The following is a 23,152-nucleotide window of genomic DNA, read 5'->3' as shown; positions in this document are numbered from 1 at the left end:
CGCGGTGCCGTCACCCGTACCGCCCGGCACCACGCCTGCCGGGTCCGCCGTCGGGCGGTCCGTCGTGTCTCATCCGGTGTGGTGCCCGCCGAGTGCGTCGGCGAGCCGTGTGCCGTGGTCCTGCGCGAGCTTCCCACCCCGTCCATCCGCAAGCCCCTGTCCCCTTCATCCGCGAGCCGCCGGCCGCTCATCCGCGAGCCGCCGGCCGCGCGCGTACGTCCTCGTCACCGGGTGCCGGCCCAGGCCCGGGCCCCCCGCGCCGGACAGGAGCCGCGCCCACGGCCGACGCCAGCAGTGTGGTCAGCCAGTCCGGGACGGCTCCCGCGCGGTCGCGGCCGGGGGCGGCGTTCACGTCGTACCCCCGGTGCAGGGCGCGGTCGGCGAGGGGCCGCCAACGGGCCCCGTGCTGCCGTGCGAACGGTTCGGCGCACAGCAGCAGCGCGCTCCCGGCCAGTGTCTCGGCGAGCGCGGTGGCCCCCGCTCCGGCCGGCCGGATCCGGCTCTCGGGCAGTCCGGCGCGCGCGGCGGCGCGGTACAACCGGTCCTCGAAACAGGGCACCTGATCCTCCGTCAGGAACAGCACCGGCGGCGGTGCCCCGGGTCCGGCGGCGCGGCCACGGCGCGGCCGTAGCTCTTCCAGGTGGACCGTACGCCGTGCCGCCCCGTTCCCGCCGTCTCCCGGCACCGGCGCGGACGCCAGCCCCAACGGCACCCGGTGCGCGGCGCCTTCCGGAGGGACCCGCACCAGTGCGTACCCGAGCGCACCCTCGGCCAGTCCCACGACCCGCTCCAGGGGCGGCAGTTCCCGTATGCCGAGGGTGATCCCGTGCTCGGCGCCGGCGCGCAGGGCCCGGGCCAGCGCGACGGGGGAGCAGTCCGCGGGCACACCGACGGCGCGCACCCGGGACCGCCGGGCCGAGTTGGCGGCCTGCCGCAGCCGCTGTGCCCGGTCCAGCACGTCACGGGCGTACGGCAGCAGCAGCACGCCCAGCTCGGTGGTCGCGATCTGCCGCCGGGACCGGTCGAAGAGGGAGCCGCCGAAGTGTTCCTCCAGCGTCTTGATGCGTCGGCTGAGCAGCGGCTGGGCTATCCCGAGCCGGTCCGCGGCCCGGGAGAAGCTCGACTCGTCGGCCGTCGCCACGTACGCCTCTAGGTGTGCCAGGAGATCCACCCCGCACTCATATCAATACGGTATGGAACCTTCAACGTTCTCTCTTGGACATGAGTGGCCTCACGCTGTTTCGCTGTCCCCGCCGGCAACGGCCGGCGCGGGCCGGTGCCCGAGCGGACGCCGCTGCGAGCCCGCCGACCGGCCGTGTCGGCGACCCGGCTGACCGACCCCGCCGACCGGCCCCGAGACCCGACTTGGGAGGACCCCGCCCATGACCTACCCCGACCGCCCCACCCGGCTGCCGCGCCGCCGCCTGATCCAGGCCGGCCTCGCGCTCTCCGGCGCCGCCCTGACCACGACCGCGCTCCCCGCATCCGCGGCCTCCGCGAGCCCGGACGCCGGATCACGCGCCGCGCTGGACGAACTGGCAGAGCTGGAGCGGCGCTACGGCGCCCGGCTCGGCGTGTACGCGCGCAACGTCCGTACCGGGCGGACCCTGTCCCACCGGGCGGGGGAGCGGTTCGCGACGTGCTCGACGTTCAAGGCGTTCGCCGCGGCGGCGGTCCTGCGCGACCGGGCCGGGCGCGCGCCGCTGGACCGGGTGGTGCACTACCCGCCGCACGACCTCCTGCCCAACTCCCCGCGCACGCAGGAGAACCTGGCGACCGGCATGACCGTGGCCGATCTCTGCGCGGCGGCGATCCAGTACAGCGACAACGCGGCCGGCAACCTGCTGCTCCGGGAGCTGGGCGGTCCGGCCGGTCTCACCCGCTTCCACCGGTCGCTCGGCGACGAGGTGAGCCGGTTCGACCGGTGGGAGCCGGAGCTGAACACCGCGATCCCCGGGGACCCGCGCGACACCTCGACCCCACAGGCGGTCGCCGCGAGCCTGGAGCGCCTCACCCTGGGCCGGGCGCTGGCCCGTGCCGACCGAGAGCGGTTCGTCGGCTGGCTGAAGGGCAACACCACCAGCTCGGCACGGTTTCGCCAAGGGCTGCCGAAGGAGTGGACCGTGGCGGACAAGACCGGTACCGGTGACTACGCGACCGCCAACGACATCGGCGTGGCCTGGACGACCCGGCGGACCCCCGTCGTGCTCGCCGTCCTGTCGGACAAGAGCACCCCGGACGCGCCCGTGGACGAGGCGCTGATCGCCGACGCGGCGGCCGTCGTGGCCCGCACGCTCGCCCCCGGCGAGTAACTCCGCACGACGCGGCGGTGCCGCTCAGCCGACCGGGTCGCCGGGTGCCACGGGGTGGACCTCCAGGTCCGCCGCGGACGACAGGTCGGCGATCAGTTCCGGCGAACCGCCGACGTACGTGCCGGCCAGATCCACGTCCCCGCCCACGATCGAGGCGCGGTCCTGCGGCCACCGAAGGTCGGGAAGCTCGGCGAACTCGTCCAGCGTCACCGGGGAGACGGCGTCGGCCAGCCGGCCGGCCGGCAGGACCTCGTCCCGGCCCGGCGTCCCGAACGTGGCGAACCGGCCCCAGTCCCAGCGGCCGTACCCGTTCCACAGCCCGAACCAGCACCGGTCCGGGGTGCCCGTGTGCCGGGCCAGGACGGGCAGCAGCGCCCGCGCCACGTCCGGCGGGGTCGGACCCTCCCCGGGATGCTCGTCCCCCACACCGGGCAGCCCGTCGGAGCGGCCGGTGTCCTCTTGGTCCGCCCCGGTCACCTCGTGCCGGCGGGTGACCGGTGTGACGCGCGTGCCGTGGGCGGCGGCCACCGTCGACCAGCGCACCGGCCGCTCGTCCAGCCGGGCCGGGTGCAGGATCCGCGCGTAGGCGGCGAAGCCCGGCGCGGCGACGCCCGCCACCGTGCCGAGCGCGCCCAGCCCCGACCGGGCCGGCCAGTCGGCGGCGGAGAGGTCTTCGGCCCGTACCCGCAGCCGGCCGTAGAACCGCGGAGCGGGGTCCTGGTCGACCAGGGGGTAGTCGTTCACCCCCACAGTGTGCCGTGCCGCCATCCGCAGCGGCCGGTCCGGGCGGGCCGGGACGCGGGTCCCGGCCCGCCCGTCCCCTCAGGACCCGGCGGGCTGCGCGTGGTTGCCGTAGGGGCGGGTGATGATCTCCATGCCGTGTCCGGCAGGATCCATGAAGTACACGCCCCGGCCGCCGTGGTGGTGGTTGATCTCGCCCGGCTGCTTGCGGTGCGGGTCGGCGTAGTACGTGATCCCGGCCTGCCGGATGCGGGCGAAGGCCGCGTCGAACTCCTCGTCCGAGACGAGGAAGGCGTAGTGCTGCATGACGATCGACTCCGCCGGGACGGTGGCGAAGTCCAGGGTCACCCCGTTGTGCGTGGCGACCGGGACGAACGGGCCCCACGCGGGCCCTGTCTCCAGCCCGAGGACGTGCGCCAGGAACGCGGCGGACTCCCGGTTGTCCCGGGCGTGGACGATGGTGTGGTTCAGCTCGACTGACATGAGTGGAATGCCTCCGAGGGCAATCTCACGGGCACCTCCATGCCTCACCCGGACGGTGACCGACACGCGATGCCGTACGACGATCCTAACGCGCCGGCACCGAGGGGTCCCGGTGTGCCACGTGCCCCCCGGTCACCGTCAACACCACGGGCGCGTCGGTGAGTTCGTCGACGGACGCCCGCACGGGGTCCACCGACAGCGCGGTGAGGTCGGCGCGGCAGCCGGGCGCGATCCGGCCCGCGACATCCGCCTCGCCGGCGGCGGCCGCCGCATGGCTGGTGCAGCCCTCCAGCGCCTGCACCGCCGTCAGGCCTGGCCGGTGCGCCGCCGCGCCCCTGGGCCGGCGGGCCGTCGCCAGTACGGCCCGCACGTCGTAGTGCGCGATGGGCCAGTCCGAGCCGAGTGCGACCGTGGCCCCGGCCTCCCGCAGGTCCCGCAGCCGCCAGGCGCGGGCGGCCCGGTCGCCGCCCAGCCTGCGCGACCACTCGTCGGTGCCGTCGGCACGGGTGTAGCCGGTGTGCGGCGGCTGCAACGAGGCCGCGACACCCAGCTCGGCGAACCGGGGGAGGAGTTCGTCGGGCGCCGTCTCGATGTGCTCGATCCGGTGCGCGCCGTGCCCGCCCGGGCCCAGCGAGGCCACGGTGTCCAGGACGTGCCGGACGGCGGCGTCCCCGATGGCGTGCGTGGCCGTGCGGACACCGGCGGCGTGCAGGGTGCGCACCGCCTCGGCGTACGCCTGCGGGTCCGGCCAGAACGCGTCGGTGCCCTGGCCGTGGCAGTCGGGATGGTCCAGCCAGGCGGTGCCGCCCTCCACGGTGCCGTCCATGAAGAACTTCACCCCGCCGACCACCCAGTGCCGGCCGCCCCTGCCCTGCGCCTCGATTAGCTCCCGCAGGGCAGCCGCGTCCGCGCCGGGCATGCACCAGGGTGCGAACCGCAGCCGCACCGGCAGCACCGTCTCCCGCGCCACCGCCGCCACCAGGTCCAGATCGCCGCCGTCCATCACGTGCGCGCCGGTCAGCCCGGTCGCGGCCATGCCGGACAGCAACTCCAGCAGCCGCGCCCGCCGTTCGGCGTACGAGGGCCGGGGGACGACGTCCGCCACCAGGTCCATCGCCGCGTGCTCCACCAGATGCCCGGTGGGCCGGCCGGACGCGTCGCACACCACCTGGGCGCGCTGGTCGAAGGCGCGCGGCCCGGTCACCCCGGCGGCGGCCAGCGCGGCCTCGTTGGCGAGGGCGGAGTGGCCGTCGTACAGACGCAGGAAGGCCGGGGTGCCCTCCAGGACGTCCGCCACGAGCGCGTGGTGGACCGGGCGGCCCTCGAACGCGTTGTGGTCCAGGCCGTGGCCCACCACCCAGCCGTCCACCCGCTCGGCCCCGGCGAGCGCCGCGCGCAGTCCGGCGAGGCCCGTCACCCCCGACAGGTCGGTGCCGGCCGCCATGTCGAGCCCCCACACGGGGTGGCTGTGGGCGTCGACGAGGCCCGGCACGAGGTGCGCGCCGTGCAGGTCGACGACCTGCGTGCCGGGTCCGCGCCAGTCCCGTACGTCGTCCGCCGTCCCCACCGCGGTGATCACGCCGTCGCGCAGGGCGACGGCCGTGGCGGTGGGGCGGGCCGGGTCGAGCGTGCGGACCTCTGCGCCGGCGAGGATCAGGTCGGCAGCGGGCATGCTTCGAACTCCTTTGTCCGGAAGGTTACTTGGTGGTTCCGGTGGCGAACGTGGCGTAGACGTCCGGGCGGCTGCGGCGCAGCCACCACGCCAGCGGCAGGCCGAGGACGAAGACGGCGGGCGCCACGGTGACGAGCAGCACGTTCACGGCCGGGGACGCGGCGGTGAACAGGTCGATGTGGCTCACCACCAGCGCGATCGCGGCCGCCAGCAGGACGGTCGCGAGGACCGGCGCCGCCACCGTGCGCACGGCGCCCTCCGCGTGGCGGACCCGCCGGAAATAGCAGGGCACGGCGATCGCGGCGAGCAGCTGGAGCAGCAACAGGCCGATCATCCCCGGGGTGTTCACCCACAGCAGCAGCTGCTGGTACGGGTCGGCTCCGGCGGCCCGGAAGGCGAGGACGACCAGCGCGCCGAGAACGGTCTGGGCGACGCCGGCGAGGTACGGGGAGCGGTGCCGGGGGTGGACCCGGCCGAGCCGGCGGGGCAGCACGCCCTCCTCGGCCAGGGAGAGTACGTAGCGGTTGATCGCGTTGTGGAAGGCGAGCAGGGACGCGATGACGCTGGTGACGATGAAGACGTGCATCAGATCCGCGGCCCAGCCGCCCACGTAGGTGGTGATCGCGGTGAAGAAGAGCCCCGCCGGGTCCTCGCCCGCCGCCCGCACGACCCGCTCGTCGCCGAACGCCTGCACGGCGATCCAGACGACGAACGCGTAGAACAGGCCGAGGAATCCGACGGCCGCGTACGTGGCGCGCGGGATCGTGCGCTCGGGGTCGCGGGCCTCTCGGCGGTAGATGACCGTCGACTCGAAGCCGGTGAACGCCGCGAAGGCGAAGGCGAGGACGGCCGCGGTGCCGGGCACGAACACGTGCGCCGGGGCCAGCGAGGCCGGCGACAGCCCGTGGGCGCCGCCCTTGAGCAGGACCCCGCCGGCGAGCAGGACGAGTATGCCGGTCTCGGCGACGAGCAGCACACCGAGCACCTTGGCGCCGAAGTCGATCGAACGGAATCCGCCGTAGCCGATCAGCAGCAGTCCGGCCAGCGACACCGGCAGCCAGGGGACATCGGAGCCGAACAGGGAGTGCACGGTGTCGCGGGTGGTGGTGGCGAGGAGGCCGTAGACGCCGATCTCCATGCCGTTGTAGCCGACCAGGGCCAGCAGGGCGGCGCCGATGCCGACCGGCCGGCCGAGGCCCCGGGTGATGAAGGCGTAGAAGGCGCCGCCGCTGGTGACATGGCGGCTCATGGTGGTGAAGCCGACGGCGAAGACGGCGAGGGTCAGCCCGGCCAGGAGGTAGCCGACGGGTGCGCCGATGCCGCCCAGCAGGATGGCGAGCGGGGCGACCCCCGCCATGACCGTCAGGGGCGCGGCGGCGGAGACGACGAAGAAGGCGATGTCGGCGGTGCCGAGGGAGCCGGACCGGAGGCCGGGTGCGTCGGACGACGCGTCCTCCTCCGGGAGGTCGGTGGTGGTCACGGACATACGGGGTGCCCTTCTGGCGGCGGACGGGAGGGAGTCGGCGGTGGCGGGGCAGCCGGGTGCGCGGGCACCGGCGGGCGGGGCCGGGGTGGGCCGTCCTGGCCGGTGCGTCCCGGGAGCCCGGGAAGGGCGGGCGCCCGGAGCGGGAGCCCTGGGGTGCGGGCGCCCGGAGCCGTAAACCTAAAGGCTTTCGGTTTCGGCAATGTAACCTGCCGTTGGGCATCCGGGAAGACCTCGGCAGGACATCAGGGGGATCGCTGACCATGGGACGGCCGCGCACACCGCTCCTCGACCGCGAGCGCATCACCGCCACGGCGCTCCGGCTGATCGACGAGACCGGTGACTTCAGCGTCCCGGCCATAGCCCGCCGGCTGGGCGCGCAGACCGGGTCGGTGTATCACCACGTGGACGGCCGGGACGGCATCGTGGAACTGCTGCGCGAGCGCGTCTGCGCGGCCATCGACCCGGCCACGCTGGAGCTGACCCCGTGGGACGCGGCCGTCGAGGCCTGGGCCCGCTCCTACCGGGCCGCGTTCGCCGCCCACCCCAGGGTGATCCCGCTGCTGATGACCTCGCCCGTCCGCGCGCCCCGGGTCCTGGAGCAGTACGAGCGCGCGGTGGGCGTGCTGCTCGCCGCCGGCTTCGAGCGGGCCGAGGTCATGCCGCTGGTCATCGCCCTGGAGAACCTGGTGCTGGGCTCGGCCTTCGACCTGGCCGCCCCCGAGGCGATGTGGGAGCTGACGGACCGCGTGCCGACGCCCCGCCTGGCGGAGGCGCTCGCGGCGGTCGGCGACGGGCGCGCGGACCGCGCGTTCGAGGTGGGCCTGACGGCGTTCCTGAACCACGCGCGGGCACTCCGCGCGGAGCGGGGGCAGGGGCGGTAGGAGCCGCTTGCCTCCCTGCGGCGCGGGGGCGGAAGTCCACGGGTTTCCCAGTACCGGCAGTAACATGATCACCTAGTTCCGGGTGTACCAGTCAGTCAACTCGGGGCCGTCCCGTGACGCGCCCTGCCCGGAGAAGTCCATGTCTTCTGTCAACGACGCGTTGGACGACGCGCGCCTCACCTACGAGCAGCACATGCGGACCTGCCGCCAGTGCCACGCCGATGCCGCGCACTGCGCCGTGGCGAAACACCTCCTGCGGATGTACAACCTCGCCCGCAGGGACCGGATGCGCGCCGGCGGCCCGGCCGCGCCCACGGCCTGACCGGCGCGGACCGCTTTTCGCCCGCCCCGAAGGGGGAACCCGCTGGTCTGTCCTGTCCCCGAGACACAGGAGGCCACTGTGACGGATCAGCAGGGTGATCGTCCGAACCCGGTCACACAACACGCCCGCCCCGACTTCCCCTCCCAGGACCAGCCGCATCCAGGCTGGACCGGCCCGATGGACCCGCCGCCCGACCACGGCGAGGAGTCCTACCGCGGCTCGGGCCGTCTCGACGGCCGCAAGGCCGTGATCACGGGCGGGGACTCCGGCATCGGGCGGGCGGTGGCGATCGCCTTCGCCCGCGAGGGAGCCGACGTGCTCTTCACGTATCTCGCCGACGAGGAGGAGGACGCCCGCGAGACGTCACGGCTGGTGGAGGACGCCGGACGCAAGGCGGTCGCCGTCTCCTGCGACATCCGCGACGAGGCCAACTGCCGGTCGCTGATCGACCGGGCGGTCTCCGAGTTCGGCCATATCGACGTCCTCGTGAACAACGCCGCCTACCAGATGTCCCAGCCCGAGGGCATCGAGGCGATCAGCACGGAGCAGTTCGACCGGGTGATGCGGACGAACCTCTACGGGATGTTCTGGCTGACCAAGTTCGCCCTGCCGCACATCCCGGCCGGCGGCTGCGTCATCAACTCCACGTCGGTCCAGGCGTACAAGCCCAGTCCGCACCTGCTGGACTACGCGATGACCAAGGGTGCCATCGTCACCTTCACCCAGGGCCTGGCCCAGATGGTCGCCGAACGCGGCATCCGCGTCAACGCCGTCGCACCGGGCCCCGTCTGGACCCCGCTCATCCCGTCGACCATGCCCGACACGTCGGAGTTCGGCAAGCAGAGCCCGCTCGGCCGCCCGGCCCAGCCCGCCGAACTGGCCCCCGCCTACGTGTACCTCGCCTCGCCGCAGGCCGGCTTCATCACCGCCGAGATCCTCAACGCGACCGGCGGCACCCCGCTGCCCTGACCCGCGGACGGGGGTGGCGGCGGGGCCCGTCCCCGCCGCCGGTCCTCCTGGCGTCAGTACTCCCGTGTCCGGCGGACCTCGCCCGTGCCCAGGCGGATCACGGCCCGGGGCCGCATGGGGCCGTCGCCGCGGCGGGAGAGGAGGACCACTTCCTCGACCGCCGCCGACAGCGTGCCGAGCCGCACATCGCACTCGACGGCCAGACGATGCGGGTCCCGGGTACGGCCGAGGGACAGGTGCGGGGTGAACCGCTCACCGCGTCCCCCGCACAGCGGGAACCGCAGCCTCAGCTCCCGGTGCAGACGGGCCCAGGGCGCCGGGTCGACCGCGGCCGGGTCGAGCCACACCGTGGCGTAGTGCCGGTGCCGGAAGGAGTGCACCCCGGCCAGCCGCGCCCGGAACGGTGCGGTCCGTGCCGCGCCCGCGGAGAGCAGCGGTACCGCCCGCCCGAACTCCTCCTCCGGTACGAAGCCGAACAGCAGGTTCACGTGCGGCGGCCACCGGCGCACCTGCGGATCGTGCTCCCGGCGGATCTCCTGGATCGCCGGCCACAGCTCCGGCGGCGGCAGCCACGCCACCGCGGTCCGCGGCGTCGGCGCCACCCTGAGCACGTCCGCCGGCTCGGCCCCGCCGGACGCCGCGTACCCGTTCACCCGGCCACCGTCCTGGACAGCGCGGTGCGAGAGTGAGGCGGGCGTCCCAGGGCGAGGAGGGCCGTGTCGTCTTCGAGCCCCCCGCCGAAGCTGACGAGCAGGCGGACGAGGGCGTCGATCACGGTGCGCGGCTCCGCGGGGGCGAGCTCGGTGGCGAACGACCGCAGCGCCTCGTAGCCGTACAGGCGGCTCCTGTCTCCCGTGTGCGCCTCGGTGAGGCCGTCGGTGTACAGCAACAGCGTGTCGCCGTGGTGGAGGGCGGTGCGGACCGTCGTGAAGGAGGCGTCGGGGAAGGCCCCGACCAGCAGCCCGCCCGGCGTCGGCAGGTACTCGGCCCGGCCGTCCGCCCGCAGCAGCAGCGCGGGCGGGTGGCCCCCGGAGGCCAGCAGGACGCGGACGCTCTGCCCCTTCGCCTCCAGGGTGCCGAAGACGGCGGTGCAGTACCGGGGCTCCCCGCCGCCGTAGCGTTCGAGCAGTGCCGAGTTGAGGGCGGACAGGACGGCTTCGGGGGCGAGCCCGTGCAAGGCGGCGGTGCGCAGCGTGTAGCGGACGAGGGAGGTCGCCGCCGCGGCCCGCGGGCCCTTTCCGCAGATGTCCCCGAGGAAGAACGCGAAACGATCGTCGCCGAGGGGGAACAGGTCGTAGAAGTCGCCGCCCAGCTGTACCGGTGAGGCCGTGTGGTAGTAGGCCGCGGTCTGCACGCCTGGCACCGCGGGGAGGCGGGCCGGGAGCAGGCTGCGCTGCAGTACGGCCAGGGCCTCGCGCAGCTGCTCGCGGTCGGCCTCCGCCTGGCGGCGGGCCTCCTCGGCCGCGCGGCGCGCGCGCAGCAGCTCGGTCTCGTAGGCGCGGCGGTCGGTGGCGTCGAAGACGGTGGTGCGGATCAGCAGGGGACGGCCGTCGGCGCCCCGCTTCACGGCCGAGGTGATCAGCACCGGAAGCCGGGACCCGTCCGCGGCCTTCATCTCCAGCGCGATGCCCCCCACGTGACCCTGCATGCGCAGCAGCGGGGCGTAGTGGGTCTCGTGGTACAGCTTGCCGCCCACGGTCAGCAGGTCGGCGAACCGCCGGCGGTGGACGACCTCCTCCCGGGAGAGCCCGAGCCAGCCCAGCAGCGTGTCGTTGACCTTGACGACGGTGCCGTCCATCAGGGTCGAGAGGTAACCGCACGGGGCGGACTCGTACAACTCCTCCGTGCTGTCCTCCAGCAGGGCGGTGACGTCCGTACCGATCGGTGGCCGCGCCTCCCCGGGGGGTGGAGGAGCCGGGCCGGAGCCGGACATCAGCCCGGCTCTTCCACGCGGGCGGTGGTCGCCCGGGCGGTGGCCCGGGGGACGCTCGGTTGCCGGCGGTGGCCCGTGGCGGCCGACGTGAACAGGCGGTCGCGGTGGTCCTCCTCGTCGATGCGGGAGGGGGAGGGGCACACCACGACCGGGGAGCCGGGGCGGTCCGGTACCGCCGCGGCCGCCGGGACGCCGGCCATGGCGCCGACCGGGTGGCCCGCGAACACGGCGTCCTGCGGGTCCGGTTGCCCGCCCACGTCGACCACGTCCCGGGCGTAGACGTCCGGGGCCGTGTGGTGCTCCTCCTGCCGGGCGGCCGGGCCGGAGCGGCCGGAAACGACGTGGTCGGACAGCGTCACGCGGGAGTGCCGTGCCGGGCCGGGGGTCAGGAGGCGCCAGAGGTCCCGGTCACAGCCGACGCCGTGCGCGAGGATCGTGGTCCGGCCGCGCCCCTGCCCGATGACCCGGACGTCGTTCCTGCGGGGGATGCCCATGCCCCCATCCTCGCACGTCAGCGCGTTGGACGCGGCCCGCCCGCCTGCGCCGCGCCCCCGCCCTCGGGCGAGGGCGCGGGGGCGGGGACGGCGCCGGTCCGCTGTGGCGGCGCCGTCGCCGGCGCGTTCAGACGGCCTTCTGCCGTTCGCGGAGCTCGTGCACGTTGCTCGCCGTGAGGGTGCCGTCCTGCTGTTCGTAGTGGGACAGGGCGAGGCCCAGGCCGAAGAAGGTGGGTGCCCATTCGCCGACGAAGATGCCCCAGCGGTCGGCGCGGTCGAGGCCCTTTCCCGGTTCCATCTTCAGCGAGCCCATCCACGCGGCGAGCGTGAGGCCGATGGAGGCCATGCCGGCCATGTAGGCGTGCTCGCTGCGGATGCCCATCTCGTGCATCTTCTTGATGATCATGGCGTGCTCCAGGTCCGTGCGGATGGTTGCGGTCGCTCCGACACTCACCCGATTGCCCGATTTGCCGAGAGACATGTCCGTTTGGTGGTGCTTTATGGGTTTTCTTGATTGCTCTTTCAACATGCCGGCACGGAAGGGCGCGCAGCGGCTCAGTCCTTCACCGCCCCGCCCAGCCCGGAGACCAGGCGTCGTTGCACGAGGACGAAGAACACCAGGACGGGGACGGTCATCACCGTGGACGCCGCCATGACCCCGCCCCAGTCCGGCTCGTCAGGCTTGTAGAAGACCAGCAGGGCCATCGGCAGGGTCGACTGCGAGGTGTCGCTGATGATGAACGACTTGGCGAACAGGAAGTCGTTCCAGGCGGAGATGAAGGAGAACACGCTCGTGGCCACGAGGCCCGGCAGGACCAGCGGGAGGAGGATGCGCCACAGGAACCGCGCGCGGCTCGCTCCGTCCAGGTACGCGGCCTCCTCCAGGGACTCCGGCACGGCCTTGACGAAGCCGCGCAGCATCCAGATCGCGAACGGCAGGGAGAAGGCGATGTGCGGCAGGATCAGCGACCCCAGTGTGTTCAGCTGGCCGAGGTCCCGCATGAGGAAGAACAAGGGGATGGTGAGCGCCTCCACCGGCACCATCTGCGCCACCAGGAACATGACGAGCAGGGTGGTCCGGAAGCGGAACCGGAACCGCGTCACGGCGGTCGCGGCGAGGAAGGCGATCAGCGCGGAGGCGATCACGACACTCACCGCGACGACGAGGCTGTTGACGAAGTACCGGCCGAATTCCTGCTGTTCGAACACGCGCCGGAAGGAGTCCAGCGAAGGCGAAGCCGTCCAGGGTCTCGGCTCGGTGGACTCGATCTCACCGGCCGGCTTGAGCGCGCCGAGCAGCATCCAGTAGAGGGGGAAGGCGACGACCGCGGCGACCAGCAGCGCGGTCGCCTCGGCGGCGAGCCGCCAGGGCCGCCGTACCGCCCGACCGCGTACGACGCTCACAGTTCCTCCCCTTGGCGGCGCAGCAGCCGCAGGTACCCGAGCGTGATCGCGAGCAGGATCAGCAGCGTCACGACGCCGATCGCGGACCCGAGGCCGTACTGCGAGGAGGCGAAGGCCTTCTGGTAGGCGTAGACGTTCAGGACCAGGTTCTGCCCGGCGATGCCACCGCCGCCCGTCATCACGTAGATCTGGGTGAAGACCTTGAAGTCCCAGATCACCGACTGGACGGTGACGATGACCAGGATCGGCCGGAGGGCCGGCGCCAGCACCGAGCGCCAGATCCGCCACGAGGAGGCGCCGTCCAGGGCGGCGGCCTCCAGGATCTCGGCCGGCACCGCGCGGATGCCGGCGTAGACGGTGACCATCACGAACGGGAAGGAGCACCAGACCACTTCGAGCAGGACCAGGAGGAAGGCGCTGTAACGGCCGTAGGTCCAGGAGAAGTCGCCGATGCCCAGCAGACGGTCGACCGGGCCGAAGTCGGGGTCGAAGAGGAAGAGCCAGACCGTCGAGCCGGTGATGGTCGGTGTGGCCCACGCACCCAGCGCGGCCAGCAGAAGGGCGAGCCGCGGGACCGCGCGGACCCGGGTGAGCAGGACGGCGAGCGCGCAGCCCACCGCCAGTGTGCAGAGCACACAGGCCGCGGCGAAGCCGACCGTCGCCAGCAGTACCTGCCGGAACTGGTCGTCGGCGAAGAGTTCGGTGTAGTTGGCCAGGCCCCGGAAGCGGGTGGGTTCCCCGCCGCTGACCTGGGCCTGGGTGTACTCCATGAACGAGATCAGGCCGAGCTGGTAGACGGGGTAGACCAGCAGGCCGCCCAGGACGAGCAGGGCGGGTGCCACGTAGAGCCAGGGCGTCCATCCACCCGGGCGGCGCGGGGCCGGGTTCGTGGCGCGGCTGCCGCCGCGTGGGCGCGACGCGCCGCGAACCGCCCGCACCCACCGGGGCTCCACGCGTCCCGGCCCGGAAGGCGCCGTCAGCCGGCTCACCTGGCGGCTCCGAACGCGTCGTCCATCTTCTCCGCCGCGTCGGCGGAAGCCGCCGCGACGTCCTTCTTGCCGCTGACGATCTCCTGGAACATGGTCGGCAACACCAGCGAGGAGTCGATCTGGGCCCACGCGGGGGAGGCGGGCACGAACCTGGTGCCGGCCGCGAGGGTCTGGACGAACGGCTTCACGTACGGCTTCTCGGCCGCGGCCCGCCGCCGTACGTCCGTGAAGGTCGGCAGGAAGCCCATCGCGTCGAAGAGCTCCCCTTGCGTCTCCTTCGAGGCGAGCCGTTCCATCAGGTCCACGGCGAGCGTGCGGTGTGACGTGCTCTTCAGGACGCCGATGTTGTTGCCGCCCGCGAACGCCGGCGCGATCGAGCCGGGCTCCACCCCCGGCAGCGGCACCACCGCGTACTTCCCCTTGACCTTGCCGGCCTCCACGGCGGCGTGGCTGAAGTCGCCGCCGATCGCCATGGCCGCCTTCCCGGAGGCGAACGCCGTCACGGTGTCGTTGCCGCCCATGCCCGCGCACTTGGCGGCGGGACAGTTGTCGTCGCCGAAGAGGGAGGTGTACGCCTCGATGCCCTTCCGGGCGGCCGGGCTGTCGATGGCGGAGGTGTACGCGCCACCCTGCTCCCTGGCCAGATCACCGCCGTGGGCCCAGATGAACGGCATCGCGCCGTAGGTGTAGGCGCCGCCGACGGCCAGACCGTACAGGCCGGGTTTCGCGGCGCGGATCCTTCTCGCGGTGGAGATCAGCTCGGCCTGCGACCTCGGTGCGCGCAGGCCTAGTTCGCGCAGGACGTCGGTGCGGTAGTACAGCGCCCGGACACCGACGAAGAACGGCGCCCCGTAGACCTTGCCGTCCACGGTGACCGACTGCCGGGCGGTCGGATCGGTGTCCTCCGCCTCGCTCCAGGCGTCGAACTCCCGGGTGACGTCCGCGAGTCCGCCGTCCCGTACGTAGCCGGCGGTGTCGGTGTTGCCGTACTCGATCACGTCGGGCGCGGACTCGGGGTCGTTGAAGGCGGCCTTGACGCGCTGGGCACGCGTCTCGACGGGGATGTACTCGACGGTGACGTCGGTGCCCCGGTGTGCCTTCTCGAAGCCGGCGATCACCGCGTCGACGACGCGCCGCTTGGGCTGGTTGTCGACCTCCTGGAAGAGCCAGACGCGCACGGTGCCGGTCTTGTCGTCCTTGTCGGAGGCGGAGGTGCCGGAGGTCTGGGGCGCGCAGGCGGCGACGAGGGCGGTGGCCAGCGCGGTGAGCCCAGCAAGACGGACGGACAGCTTCATGCGGTGCTCCTCCGATGAGTCGTTGCAACATGCGCAACGACGATTTCGCTGTGCACAACACATCGGAGGCTAGGGACTGCATGAACACGCCACAAGAGGGCGCTCTCACTCCGTGCCCCGGGACGCACCGGGTGCGAGGGCGTCCGAACAGGCCGGATCAGCGCACAGGGAAGCCGAACGCGTACCCCTGCTGCTTCAGCCGGGGCAGCAGGGCGCGCAGGGCCGTCACCGTCTGGGAGCGGTCGCCGCCCGCGTCGTGGAAGAGGATCGTGGGCCCGCCCGGCAGTTCCCGCTCGACGGTCGCGATGATCGCGTCGCTGCCCGGCCGCTCGAAGTCCTTGGAGTCGACGTTCCAGCCCAGCGGCCGCATCCCGTGCGAGGCCGCCAGCTTCCGGCTGTACGGGGTGAACGCGCCGCCGGGGGCCCGGTAGTACATCGGCCGCACCCCGCCCGACGCCTTGGTGATCTGCCGCTCGGCGTCCACGATCTGCCGCGCCTGGTAGGCCGGGGACTTGGTGTCCATGGTGGTGTCGTGCGACACCGTGTGGTCGCACAGCCGGTGCCCGGCGGCCACCACCTGCCGGACCAGCTCCGGATGCGCCTCGGCCTGGGTGCCGACCATGCAGAACGTCGCCTTCACGCCGTTGTCACGCAGCACTCGGAGCACCTGCGGGGTCCAGACCGGGTCCGGGCCGTCGTCGATGGTGATGTTCACCGCGTGCGCGCCCCGGTCGGAGGCGTGGGCGATCGTGACGGACACCGGCCGCCCCTCGGGCGCGGCGGCCCGGGCCGAGGCACGCGGTGCGGCGGCCCCGCCGCCGGTCTGGCCGGCCTGCGCCGTCCACACCGAAGTGGCGGCGGCCACCGCCGTGACCCCCATCGCCGCCGCGATCACCCGGCCGTACCATCCCCGTCCACCATGCCGCGCCATGTCCGTCCGCCCCCTGCCGTGCCGATGCCTGTGCCGTGCCGGTGCGTTGCCGAGCCGAAGCTCCGCGCAGCGCAACCGGTGCATCTGGCAGGACGGCCGGGACCGGGCGCGGGATCCCCCTGTTACGGATCACGGACAGTTCCGAGGCGCGCCCGCGACAGTTCCCCGGCGGCCTTCGCCGCCGGCCCTCCCCGCGCTCCCCGTCACGGTCGGCAGGCCGCTGAGCCGGGATCAGCGACGGGGCGCTGTCCGGGCGCTGACACCGACGGGCGGCGACGGACGCGTACGCCGGGCGCCCCGGGCGGTGTCCGCGGGCCCCGGTGCTGACGGGCCGTTACCTCCGGGAGCGGTGTCAGGTCTCGCGGACCCGGCCCACCTCGGACGCCGGCGCCCGCGTACGCCGCCCGGCGGGCGCTGGACGCGCCCGCCGGGCGGGATCATTGTGGCCGCTCGTTCGGAGCGGCCCTCACCAGTAGTGACGGCGGCCGGCGACCGCGTGACCCATGGACCCCATGATCCACAGGATGGCTCCCACCACCAGCAGGATGACGCCGATGGTCCACAGGATCGAGATGCCGGTGATGAAGCCGATGATGAGCAGGATGATGCCGAGGGCGATCATGGCGTGCCTCCAGCCGATGACGGGGCTCCTGCCCTTCGAGTGCCCCGAAAACGCCCGCCCTATCAGTACGCTCCGACTTTCAAGAAGTTCTGTCGACCGTGTTGACTCGGCGACGCGGCGGCCTCACATTACCTAGCGGTAGTACCCCACGGTAACCCCGCCGTCACCCCCCACAGCCCGCGTCTCGCGGTCGCCTCCCGTACGCCGTCCGCGTCGTCTCGCACCCCAGCCCTCCGCGCCGCCACGCCCCGCCACGCCCACGGCACCACCATGTCCAAGGCACCGCCATCCCCACGGCACCGCCATGCCCGTCCGCCCTGTGTCCTGTCCCGAGAGGGGAGAGCACCGCATGTCCCTACCCACCCCGCGCCGAGTCCTCACCGCTGCCTGCGCGGCCGTCGGCGCACTGGTCCTCGGCCTCGGCACGGCCCCCGCCCGGGCCACCGCGCCCCTGGACTACGCGGCCCTCGGCGACAGTTACAGCGCCGCCTCCGGTGTCCTCCCCGTCGACCTCACCAGCCCGCTCTGTCTGCGCTCCACGGCCAACTACCCCCACGTCATCGCCGCCCGGACCGCGGCCCGGCTGACGGACGTGACCTGTGGCGCCGCCCAGACCAAGGACTTCACCGAGGCCCAGTACCCCGGCGTCGCACCCCAGGCCGACGCGGTCAGCGCCGACACCGACCTGGTGACCCTCACCATCGGCGGCAACGACAACGGCACCTTCATCAACGCCGTCACCGCCTGCGGCACCGCCGGCGTCCTCAGCGGCGGCAAGGGCAGTCCCTGCGCGGACCGGTACGGCACGTCCTTCGACGACGAGATCGACGCCCGCACCTATCCCGCGCTCAAGTCCGCCCTGCGCAGCGTCCGGGCCAAGGCCCCCCGTGCCCGGGTGGCGGTGCTGGGCTACCCGTGGATCACGCCCGCCACCGCCGACCCGTCCTGCTTCGTCAGGCTGCCCGTCGCCACCGGCGACGTGCCCTACCTGCACGCCCTCCAGGCGCACCTCAACGCCGTGGTCCGGCGCGCCGCCGAGGAGACGGGCGCCACCTACGTGGACTTCTCCGAGGTCTCGGCCGGGCACGACGCCTGCCAGGCCGTCGGCACCCGCTGGATCGAGCCGCTGCTGTTCGGGCAGAACGTCGTCCCCGTCCACCCCAACGCCCTCGGCGAGCGGCGCATGGCCGAACACACCCTGAGCACCCTCGGCCTCGGCTGACCTGCGCCGCCGTACCGGGGCCCCGGGTCAGGCGTCGGCGAGCAGCGGGTCGTACGGCGTGGAGCGCTCCCGGCCCGACATGAAGGCCAGGAAGTCCCGCACGAAGGCGCCCCGCGCGTACGTGCCGTCCGCGCCGGTCATGTCCCGCCGGAACGCGGTGCGGAACAGCGCCCGGTACTCGTCCGCGTCGACGCGCTGGTCGCCGTCCGCGTCGGTGACGTCGAAGAGGACCTCGGCGACCCTGATCAGGGCGGGACCGGCGAGCGAGGGCACGGCCGCCGCGTACTCCCGGGCGCTGACGCGGCCGTCGCCGTCGGTGTCGAGAGCCGCCTGGAGCTCCCGCCACCAGCCGGCGAAGGCGTCGTAGAGCCGGGTCTCCTCCGGCTCGTCCAGGTCGAGGCGGCCGGCGAGTTCCCGGGCCATGGCGGCGAGGTCGGGCCAGTCCAGGTAGCCGTCTCCGGTCTGGTCCAGCACCGCCGCGAAGAACTCCTCCGCGCTGCGCCGGGCCGTGCTTCCCGCGTCGGGGTCCGGCTCCTGGGACGGCAGGGGCGAGACCAGCCGGACCAGGGCCCCGGCCCGCTTCATCCGGTCGCGCAGCGCGCCGATGGTGCGGGCCCGCGGGTCGTCGCTGTCGAGGGAGACGGAGAGCAGGTCGACGACGGCGTCGGCCCGCAGCAGGCCTTCGGGCAGGAACCGCGCGAGGCCGACGGCCAGGTAGGCGCTCTGCATCAGGGTCTGGGCGCCGGGCAGTTCGGGAAGCCCGGCCCTCCGCCGGAAGGGCTCCGGCAGGGACGCCACGGTGATCACACCGATGAGCGGACCGGCGAGCGCGCGGCCGGCCGCCCACAGCGTGGGCAGACCGTGCAGCAGCGGCGGCGCGGGCAGGTGGTCGAAGAGCCGGTAGAGGATGACGCGCATCGCCTCCGTGTTCTCCAGCCGCTCCTCGACCACCCGGTCGTAGTACGTCCAGAACTCCTGGACGGTGGGCGGGAGATGTCGGGCGTCACCGTCCAGCAGGGCGAGGTACGCACGGAACTCGGCGTACAGCTGCTCGATCACCCACTGTTCCAGGGGCTGGCCGCTCAGGCGGCACATCGTGACGCTGCTCTCGAAGAGCGTCGCCACCACCCAGGCCCGCACCTCGGGGTCCATGGCGTCGTACGGCCGGTCGTGCGCGTCGGTGCCGCTCAGCCGGGCGTGCAGCCGGTTGAGCCGGGCCGCCTCCCTGCGCCGTACCTCGTCGTCGGGCCCGAACATCCGTTGCAGGCTCACGACCGTGTTGCGCAGCCGTCGCCACGGGTGCGTCACGAACGTGGAGTTGTCGATCAGGGCCCCACCGATCTGCGGGTGCGCCGCCTCCAGCACGGTCCCCCGGATGATGGCCAGCGCCCAGCGCGGATCGTTGAAGAAGGCGTGGAACCGGCCGCCCTCGCCGAAGAGCCCGCCGGCGGCGGTCTCGGTGCCGGTGTTCCTGGGCTCGTCGCTGCCCGTGTCCGTCACGGTCGTCGTTCTCCGTTCGTGTCGGGCGCCACACCGCCGAAGCGGCGGTCGCGCTGCTGGTAGGCGCGCAGGCACTCCACGAAGTGCGGCGCGCGGAAGTCGGGCCAGAGCACCGGCGGGAACATCCATTCCGCGTAGGCGACCTGCCAGAGCATGAAGTTGGAGATGCGCTGCTCCCCGGAGGTCCGGATGACGAGGTCCACGTCGGGGGTGTCGGGGAAGGGCAGATGAGCGGCGAAGCTCCGCTCGTCCACGGCGTCGGCCGGCACCCCGCTGCGGATCAGGGACCGTGCCGCCGCCACGATGTCCCGGCGCCCGCCGTGGTCGAAGGCGACGGTGAGCGTCATGCCCCGGTTCTCACCGGTCAGCGTCATCAGATCGGCGAAGTCCCGGGCCAGCGCCGGGGGGATACGGGGATCCGCCACCCCGAGGAACCGGCACCGGATCCCGCGCGCGTGCAGCAGCGCGGCGTGTTTGCGCACCACGCGGCGGACCAGCCGCATCAGGAAGTCGACCTCGGTGCTCGGGCGCTGCCAGTTCTCGGTGGAGAACGCGTACAGGCTCAGCCACTCGACGCCGGCCGTCCGAGCCGCCTCGATGACGTCGATCACCGTCGTCTCCGCCGCGCGGTGTCCCGACGTACGCGGCAGTGAACGCCGCGCCGCCCAGCGGCCGTTGCCGTCCATCACGCAGGCCACGTGCCGCGGCGTCCGCCGGGCCGGGCCGCTGCCCTCAACCGTCACGCCTGCCCCCCGCAGCGATGAGCGGACCCCCTCGTCCCGTCCAGAGTGTCAGTCCCGGGTCCCGGATACGGCGCATCGCCCGCCGTTCACCCTTGGCACGGATGTCCGAGGGGTGTGCGGCGCGTGCGGGGGTCCGCCCCCGGGCGCGCGCTGGTGCTGTCCCCCGCCCGCAATCGCCTGCCCGCCGGAGTGAGCGCGGGCCCGGCGGTGCCTAGCGTCAGGGGACATGGCGATCTCCTTACCGGGTTCCGCGTCCCGTCCACCGAGTTCCGTGCCCCGCCACCCCTTCTCATCCCGCTGTGCCGCGTCCCGTCCACCCGGTTCCGGGTGGCGCCGGCGTACCGGCCTCGCGGCCCTGGCCGCGGCCTGCCTGATGACCGCCGGCCCGGCGGCCGTCCCGGCCGCCGCCGCGCAGCCGCCCCGCCGGCCGCCCGGTGCCTGCGGCCCGCACCCGGCGCTGAGCCGGGCCGTGCACCGCCTCGTGGCGCACGACGGGATCCCCGGCGCCGCCGTCCTCGTCACCGGCGCCGGCCCGGACGGCCCCTGCCCGCGCTGGACGGCGGCCGACGGCGTGGCCGAGCTGGGCACCGGACGCCCCATGAACACCACCGACCGGCTGCGCGTCGGCAGCGTCACCAAGACGTTCACCGCGACGGTCGTCCTGCAACTCGCCGCCGAGCGGCGGCTGTCCCTGGACGCCCCGGTCGAGCGCTATCTGCCGGGCCTGATCCGCGGCGCGTACGACGGCCGCCGGATCACGATGCGCCGGCTCCTCCAGCACACCAGCGGACTGCCCGACTACCTCGACGCACCCGAGTGGCAGCACATCGAACGACTGCGGTACCGCCACTTCGAGCCGCGCCGGCTCGTCGCGCGCGCCCTGCGGCTGCCGCGCCCCGACCAGCCCTGGCACTACGCGACCACCAACTACCTCGTCGCGGGACTGATCGTGCGCGAGGTGACCGGCCACAGCCCGGAGACGGAGATCGGCCGCCGGATCATCGCGCCCCTGGGGCTGCGTGACACGTACTGGCCCGGCGACGAAACCCGCGTCCGGGGCCCGCACTCGCACAGCTACTTCACCGCCGACGACGGCCGCCGGGTGGACGGCACCGCCTGGAACACGACCTTCGGCGGGGTCGGCGGCGCCCTGGTGTCCACGCCGGCCGACCTGACCCGGTTCGCCCGCGCGCTGCTCACCGGCCGGCTGCTGCCCGCACCGCAGCGCGCCGAGATGCGGCGCACGGTGGCCGCCGACCCCGACCGGCTCTGGCCCGGCGCCCGCTACGGGCTCGGTCTGATCTCCTCACCGCTGTCCTGCGGCGGCACCTGGTGGGGGCATGCCGGGACCGTGCCCGGCGGCCACCGGGCACTGGTCGCCACCGGCCCGGACGGCCGCGCCGTCGCCGTGGCCCTGAACGAGGTGCCCGCCTCGCTCCAGGCCGAACTGGACTTCCTCGACGTCGTCGACAAGGCCCTGTGCGAGGACCCGTCCGCCGAAAGGACCCTCGCATGACCCACGCCACCTTCCCGCGCCGGTTCCTCTCCCGGGCCCCGGCGGCCGTCGCCCTCGCGCTCGCGGGCGCTCTGGCCCTGGGCACCGCGCCCGCGTCGGCCGCCCCGGCCCGCCCGGCCGCCGACCCTCTCGCCCGCTACCACCACCAGCACCTGCACTGGAAGAGCTGCCGGCTCGGCCCCGACGACACCACCGGCAAGGAGCTCGAACAGGCCGGCGCCCGGTGTGCCGACGTCACCGTGCCGTTGGACTACGCCCGCCCCGACGGCCGTACGATCACCGTCGCGATATCCCGGATCCGGGGCACCGACACCGCCCACCGCGTGGGCGCGCTGCTGCTCAACAGCGGCGGCCCCGGCGGGCAGACGCTCGGCGATCCGCCGTGGGTGCGTACGGCCATGAAGGACGTCGCCGAACGCTACGACGTGGTCGGCGTGGACCCCCGCTTCGTGGGCCGCAGCACCACCCTGGACTGCCACTGGCCCACCGGCAGCATGATCCGCGGCGCCGGCACCGCACGTGCCGGCTTCGACCGCGTGGTCGCCTTCTCCGAAGACCTCGCCCGCCGCTGCCGCACCCACGCAGGTGACCTCCTGCCGTACGCCACCACCCGCAACACCGCGCGGGACATGGACGTGGTCCGGGCGGCGCTGGGCGAGCGCAGGATCTCCTACCTGGGCTACTCCTACGGCACCTACCTCGGCCAGGTCTACGCGACGATGTTCCCCCGGCGCACCGGTCGGGTCGTCCTGGACGGCGTGGCCGACCCCGCCCGCTACGGTCCGCGGCTGCTGCGGGGCACGGAGGAGGCCAACCGGCACGCCCTGCGCGACTGGGCCGACTGGACGGCCGCCCACCACGCGGCCTACGGGCTGGGGCGCACCGGGAGCGCCGTCCTGGCCACTGTGGAGGCGGTCCGCTCGGCCGCCGCCCGCACACCCCTGCGTGTCGGCGGGTACCGGGTGGACGACCATGTCCTGCCCGTCCTGGTCTTCAACGGTCTCTCGCAGGACAACCCCACGGCGTACGGCGACTTCGCCCGGGGCGTGCGGGAGCTGCGACAGGCCGCCGAGGGCCGGCGGGTCGCCCCCTCGCCGTGGCTGGCCTCGGCGCTGGAGTTCGTGCTGACCGGGCACGAGTCCTCCTACGGCAGCGCGCAGACCGCCATCCTCTGCGGGGACGTGGCCGCGCCGCGTGACCCGGAGACGTACTGGCGCGATCTGCGGCGCGCCGGGAGCCGGGACACGCTGTTCGCGCCCGTCACGTACGACATCAACGCGTGCGCGTTCTGGGACCCGCCGCGCGAACGCCCGACGACGGTCCGCGACGACCTGCCGGCCCTGCTCGTCAACGCCACGGGCGACCCGCGCACCGTCTACCCCATGGCCGAGGCGGTGCGCCGCGCCTGGCCCAGCTCCCGCCTGGTGACCCTGCGCGGAGCGGACCAGCACGCGGTCTACGGCGTCTACGGCAGCCGGTGCGTGGACGGCGCGGTCAACTCCTACCTCGCGACCGGCCACCTCCCGCCCGGCGACCTCACCTGCCCCGCCGGCTGACCACCGGGGTCCGCCGGCCCGCGCCCCGGGCGGGGGCGGGCCGGCGCGGCCGGTTCCGGGCTCCCTCCTCCGCACCGGTCA

At 73.9% G+C, this 23,152-nt stretch carries 23 protein-coding genes; 7 read left to right on the top strand and 16 right to left on the bottom strand.

Going from position 1 to position 23,152, the window contains the following annotated elements; all coding sequences use genetic code 11:
- Positions 1 to 187 precede the first annotated feature (187 nt).
- Complete coding sequence (locus tag LG395_RS15745; RefSeq protein WP_225810161.1) at positions 188 to 1,171, bottom strand: LysR family transcriptional regulator; 984 nt, start codon at positions 1,169 to 1,171, stop codon at positions 188 to 190.
- A gap of 211 nt (positions 1,172 to 1,382) precedes the next feature.
- Here LG395_RS15745 and bla point away from each other — a divergent pair, with 211 nt between their 5' ends.
- Positions 1,383 to 2,312: a class A beta-lactamase gene (bla, locus tag LG395_RS15740; RefSeq protein ID WP_225810160.1), complete on the top strand. Its 930-nt coding sequence runs from the start codon at positions 1,383 to 1,385 to the stop codon at positions 2,310 to 2,312.
- A 24-nt stretch (positions 2,313 to 2,336) separates the two neighbouring features.
- Here the strand turns inward: bla and LG395_RS15735 are convergent, their stop codons facing one another.
- The 4 genes from LG395_RS15735 to LG395_RS15720 form a co-directional block, all read right to left on the bottom strand.
- Positions 2,337 to 3,056: a hypothetical protein gene (locus tag LG395_RS15735; RefSeq protein ID WP_225810159.1), complete on the bottom strand. Its 720-nt coding sequence runs from the start codon at positions 3,054 to 3,056 to the stop codon at positions 2,337 to 2,339.
- A gap of 78 nt (positions 3,057 to 3,134) precedes the next feature.
- Positions 3,135 to 3,536, bottom strand: coding sequence for a VOC family protein (locus tag LG395_RS15730; protein WP_171150339.1), 402 nt, complete (start codon positions 3,534 to 3,536; stop codon positions 3,135 to 3,137).
- Between the two features lie 85 nt (positions 3,537 to 3,621).
- Positions 3,622 to 5,208 (bottom strand): amidohydrolase, encoded by a 1,587-nt coding sequence (locus LG395_RS15725; protein WP_225810158.1) that lies wholly within the window; start codon positions 5,206 to 5,208, stop codon positions 3,622 to 3,624.
- A 25-nt stretch (positions 5,209 to 5,233) separates the two neighbouring features.
- Positions 5,234 to 6,694 (bottom strand): APC family permease, encoded by a 1,461-nt coding sequence (locus LG395_RS15720; protein WP_225810157.1) that lies wholly within the window; start codon positions 6,692 to 6,694, stop codon positions 5,234 to 5,236.
- A gap of 260 nt (positions 6,695 to 6,954) precedes the next feature.
- Here LG395_RS15720 and LG395_RS15715 point away from each other — a divergent pair, with 260 nt between their 5' ends.
- From LG395_RS15715 to LG395_RS15705, 3 genes are all read left to right on the top strand, one after another.
- Positions 6,955 to 7,575 (top strand): TetR/AcrR family transcriptional regulator, encoded by a 621-nt coding sequence (locus LG395_RS15715; protein ID WP_225810156.1) that lies wholly within the window; start codon positions 6,955 to 6,957, stop codon positions 7,573 to 7,575.
- Positions 7,576 to 7,714: 139 nt separating this feature from the next.
- Positions 7,715 to 7,897: a hypothetical protein gene (locus LG395_RS15710; RefSeq protein ID WP_171150335.1), complete on the top strand. Its 183-nt coding sequence runs from the start codon at positions 7,715 to 7,717 to the stop codon at positions 7,895 to 7,897.
- Positions 7,898 to 7,975: 78 nt separating this feature from the next.
- A complete protein-coding gene (locus LG395_RS15705; protein ID WP_171150334.1) occupies positions 7,976 to 8,866 on the top strand; it encodes an SDR family oxidoreductase in 891 nt (296 codons plus the stop codon).
- A gap of 53 nt (positions 8,867 to 8,919) precedes the next feature.
- Here LG395_RS15705 and LG395_RS15700 read toward each other — a convergent pair whose 3' ends face one another.
- The 9 genes from LG395_RS15700 to LG395_RS15660 form a co-directional block, all read right to left on the bottom strand.
- Positions 8,920 to 9,519, bottom strand: coding sequence for a 2'-5' RNA ligase family protein (locus tag LG395_RS15700; RefSeq protein WP_171150333.1), 600 nt, complete (start codon positions 9,517 to 9,519; stop codon positions 8,920 to 8,922).
- Positions 9,516 to 10,802 (bottom strand): PP2C family protein-serine/threonine phosphatase, encoded by a 1,287-nt coding sequence (locus tag LG395_RS15695; protein WP_225810237.1) that lies wholly within the window; start codon positions 10,800 to 10,802, stop codon positions 9,516 to 9,518. The genes LG395_RS15700 and LG395_RS15695 overlap by 4 nt, the downstream gene beginning before the upstream one ends.
- Entirely contained in the window at positions 10,799 to 11,293 is a 495-nt protein-coding gene (locus LG395_RS15690) for a hypothetical protein (RefSeq protein WP_225810241.1), read from the bottom strand. Before LG395_RS15690 ends, LG395_RS15695 begins: the two co-directional genes overlap by 4 nt.
- Positions 11,294 to 11,420: 127 nt before the next feature.
- On the bottom strand, positions 11,421 to 11,699 hold the full coding sequence (locus LG395_RS15685; RefSeq protein WP_225810236.1) for a hypothetical protein: 279 nt from the start codon (positions 11,697 to 11,699) through the stop codon (positions 11,421 to 11,423).
- 149 nt (positions 11,700 to 11,848) lie between these two features.
- Positions 11,849 to 12,697, bottom strand: coding sequence for a carbohydrate ABC transporter permease (locus LG395_RS15680; protein ID WP_225810155.1), 849 nt, complete (start codon positions 12,695 to 12,697; stop codon positions 11,849 to 11,851).
- Complete coding sequence (locus tag LG395_RS15675) at positions 12,694 to 13,635, bottom strand: carbohydrate ABC transporter permease (RefSeq protein WP_225810154.1); 942 nt, start codon at positions 13,633 to 13,635, stop codon at positions 12,694 to 12,696. Before LG395_RS15675 ends, LG395_RS15680 begins: the two co-directional genes overlap by 4 nt.
- Before the next feature lie 47 nt (positions 13,636 to 13,682).
- A complete protein-coding gene (locus LG395_RS15670; RefSeq protein ID WP_225810153.1) occupies positions 13,683 to 14,981 on the bottom strand; it encodes an extracellular solute-binding protein in 1,299 nt (432 codons plus the stop codon).
- Between the two features lie 157 nt (positions 14,982 to 15,138).
- Entirely contained in the window at positions 15,139 to 15,912 is a 774-nt protein-coding gene (locus LG395_RS15665; protein WP_225810152.1) for a polysaccharide deacetylase family protein, read from the bottom strand.
- A gap of 466 nt (positions 15,913 to 16,378) precedes the next feature.
- Entirely contained in the window at positions 16,379 to 16,534 is a 156-nt protein-coding gene (locus tag LG395_RS15660; protein ID WP_014676832.1) for a DUF6131 family protein, read from the bottom strand.
- A gap of 349 nt (positions 16,535 to 16,883) precedes the next feature.
- On the opposite strand from LG395_RS15660, the gene LG395_RS15655 reads away from it, so the two are divergent.
- Entirely contained in the window at positions 16,884 to 17,756 is an 873-nt protein-coding gene (locus LG395_RS15655; RefSeq protein ID WP_225810151.1) for an SGNH/GDSL hydrolase family protein, read from the top strand.
- A gap of 27 nt (positions 17,757 to 17,783) precedes the next feature.
- Here LG395_RS15655 and LG395_RS15650 read toward each other — a convergent pair whose 3' ends face one another.
- Together LG395_RS15650 and uppS are read right to left on the bottom strand one after the other, a co-directional pair.
- Positions 17,784 to 19,256, bottom strand: coding sequence for an oxygenase MpaB family protein (locus tag LG395_RS15650; protein ID WP_171150325.1), 1,473 nt, complete (start codon positions 19,254 to 19,256; stop codon positions 17,784 to 17,786).
- The gene (gene uppS / locus LG395_RS15645) at positions 19,253 to 19,999 is read right to left on the bottom strand and encodes a polyprenyl diphosphate synthase (protein WP_225810150.1); all 747 of its coding nucleotides are present in this window, start codon (positions 19,997 to 19,999) and stop codon (positions 19,253 to 19,255) included. Before uppS ends, LG395_RS15650 begins: the two co-directional genes overlap by 4 nt.
- Positions 20,000 to 20,372: 373 nt before the next feature.
- Between uppS and LG395_RS15640 the strand changes: the two genes are divergently transcribed.
- On the top strand, positions 20,373 to 21,515 hold the full coding sequence (locus tag LG395_RS15640; protein WP_225810149.1) for a serine hydrolase domain-containing protein: 1,143 nt from the start codon (positions 20,373 to 20,375) through the stop codon (positions 21,513 to 21,515).
- On the top strand, positions 21,512 to 23,071 hold the full coding sequence (locus LG395_RS15635) for an alpha/beta hydrolase (RefSeq protein WP_225810148.1): 1,560 nt from the start codon (positions 21,512 to 21,514) through the stop codon (positions 23,069 to 23,071). Before LG395_RS15640 ends, LG395_RS15635 begins: the two co-directional genes overlap by 4 nt.
- The last annotated feature ends 81 nt before the right edge of the window (positions 23,072 to 23,152 follow it).

It is taken from the genome of Streptomyces spinosus (assembly GCF_020400655.1).
In the GTDB taxonomy this organism is placed as follows: Bacteria; Actinomycetota; Actinomycetes; order Streptomycetales; family Streptomycetaceae; genus Streptomyces; species Streptomyces argyrophylli.
This window is presented reverse-complemented; position numbering and strand designations above follow the sequence as displayed.

Coding starts and splice junctions, on each gene's coding strand:
- LG395_RS15710 (WP_171150335.1), top strand. CDS start 7,715: ATGTCTTCTGTCAACGACGCGTTGGACGACGCGCGCCTCACCTACGAG.
- LG395_RS15655 (WP_225810151.1), top strand. CDS start 16,884: ATGTCCCTACCCACCCCGCGCCGAGTCCTCACCGCTGCCTGCGCGGCC.
- LG395_RS15660 (WP_014676832.1), bottom strand. CDS start 16,534: ATGATCGCCCTCGGCATCATCCTGCTCATCATCGGCTTCATCACCGGC.
- LG395_RS15685 (WP_225810236.1), bottom strand. CDS start 11,699: ATGATCATCAAGAAGATGCACGAGATGGGCATCCGCAGCGAGCACGCC.
- LG395_RS15720 (WP_225810157.1), bottom strand. CDS start 6,694: ATGTCCGTGACCACCACCGACCTCCCGGAGGAGGACGCGTCGTCCGAC.
- LG395_RS15670 (WP_225810153.1), bottom strand. CDS start 14,981: ATGAAGCTGTCCGTCCGTCTTGCTGGGCTCACCGCGCTGGCCACCGCC.
- LG395_RS15690 (WP_225810241.1), bottom strand. CDS start 11,293: ATGGGCATCCCCCGCAGGAACGACGTCCGGGTCATCGGGCAGGGGCGC.
- LG395_RS15715 (WP_225810156.1), top strand. CDS start 6,955: ATGGGACGGCCGCGCACACCGCTCCTCGACCGCGAGCGCATCACCGCC.
- LG395_RS15640 (WP_225810149.1), top strand. CDS start 20,373: ATGACCGCCGGCCCGGCGGCCGTCCCGGCCGCCGCCGCGCAGCCGCCC.
- LG395_RS15665 (WP_225810152.1), bottom strand. CDS start 15,912: ATGGCGCGGCATGGTGGACGGGGATGGTACGGCCGGGTGATCGCGGCG.
- LG395_RS15730 (WP_171150339.1), bottom strand. CDS start 3,536: ATGTCAGTCGAGCTGAACCACACCATCGTCCACGCCCGGGACAACCGG.
- LG395_RS15725 (WP_225810158.1), bottom strand. CDS start 5,208: ATGCCCGCTGCCGACCTGATCCTCGCCGGCGCAGAGGTCCGCACGCTC.
- bla (WP_225810160.1), top strand. CDS start 1,383: ATGACCTACCCCGACCGCCCCACCCGGCTGCCGCGCCGCCGCCTGATC.
- LG395_RS15635 (WP_225810148.1), top strand. CDS start 21,512: ATGACCCACGCCACCTTCCCGCGCCGGTTCCTCTCCCGGGCCCCGGCG.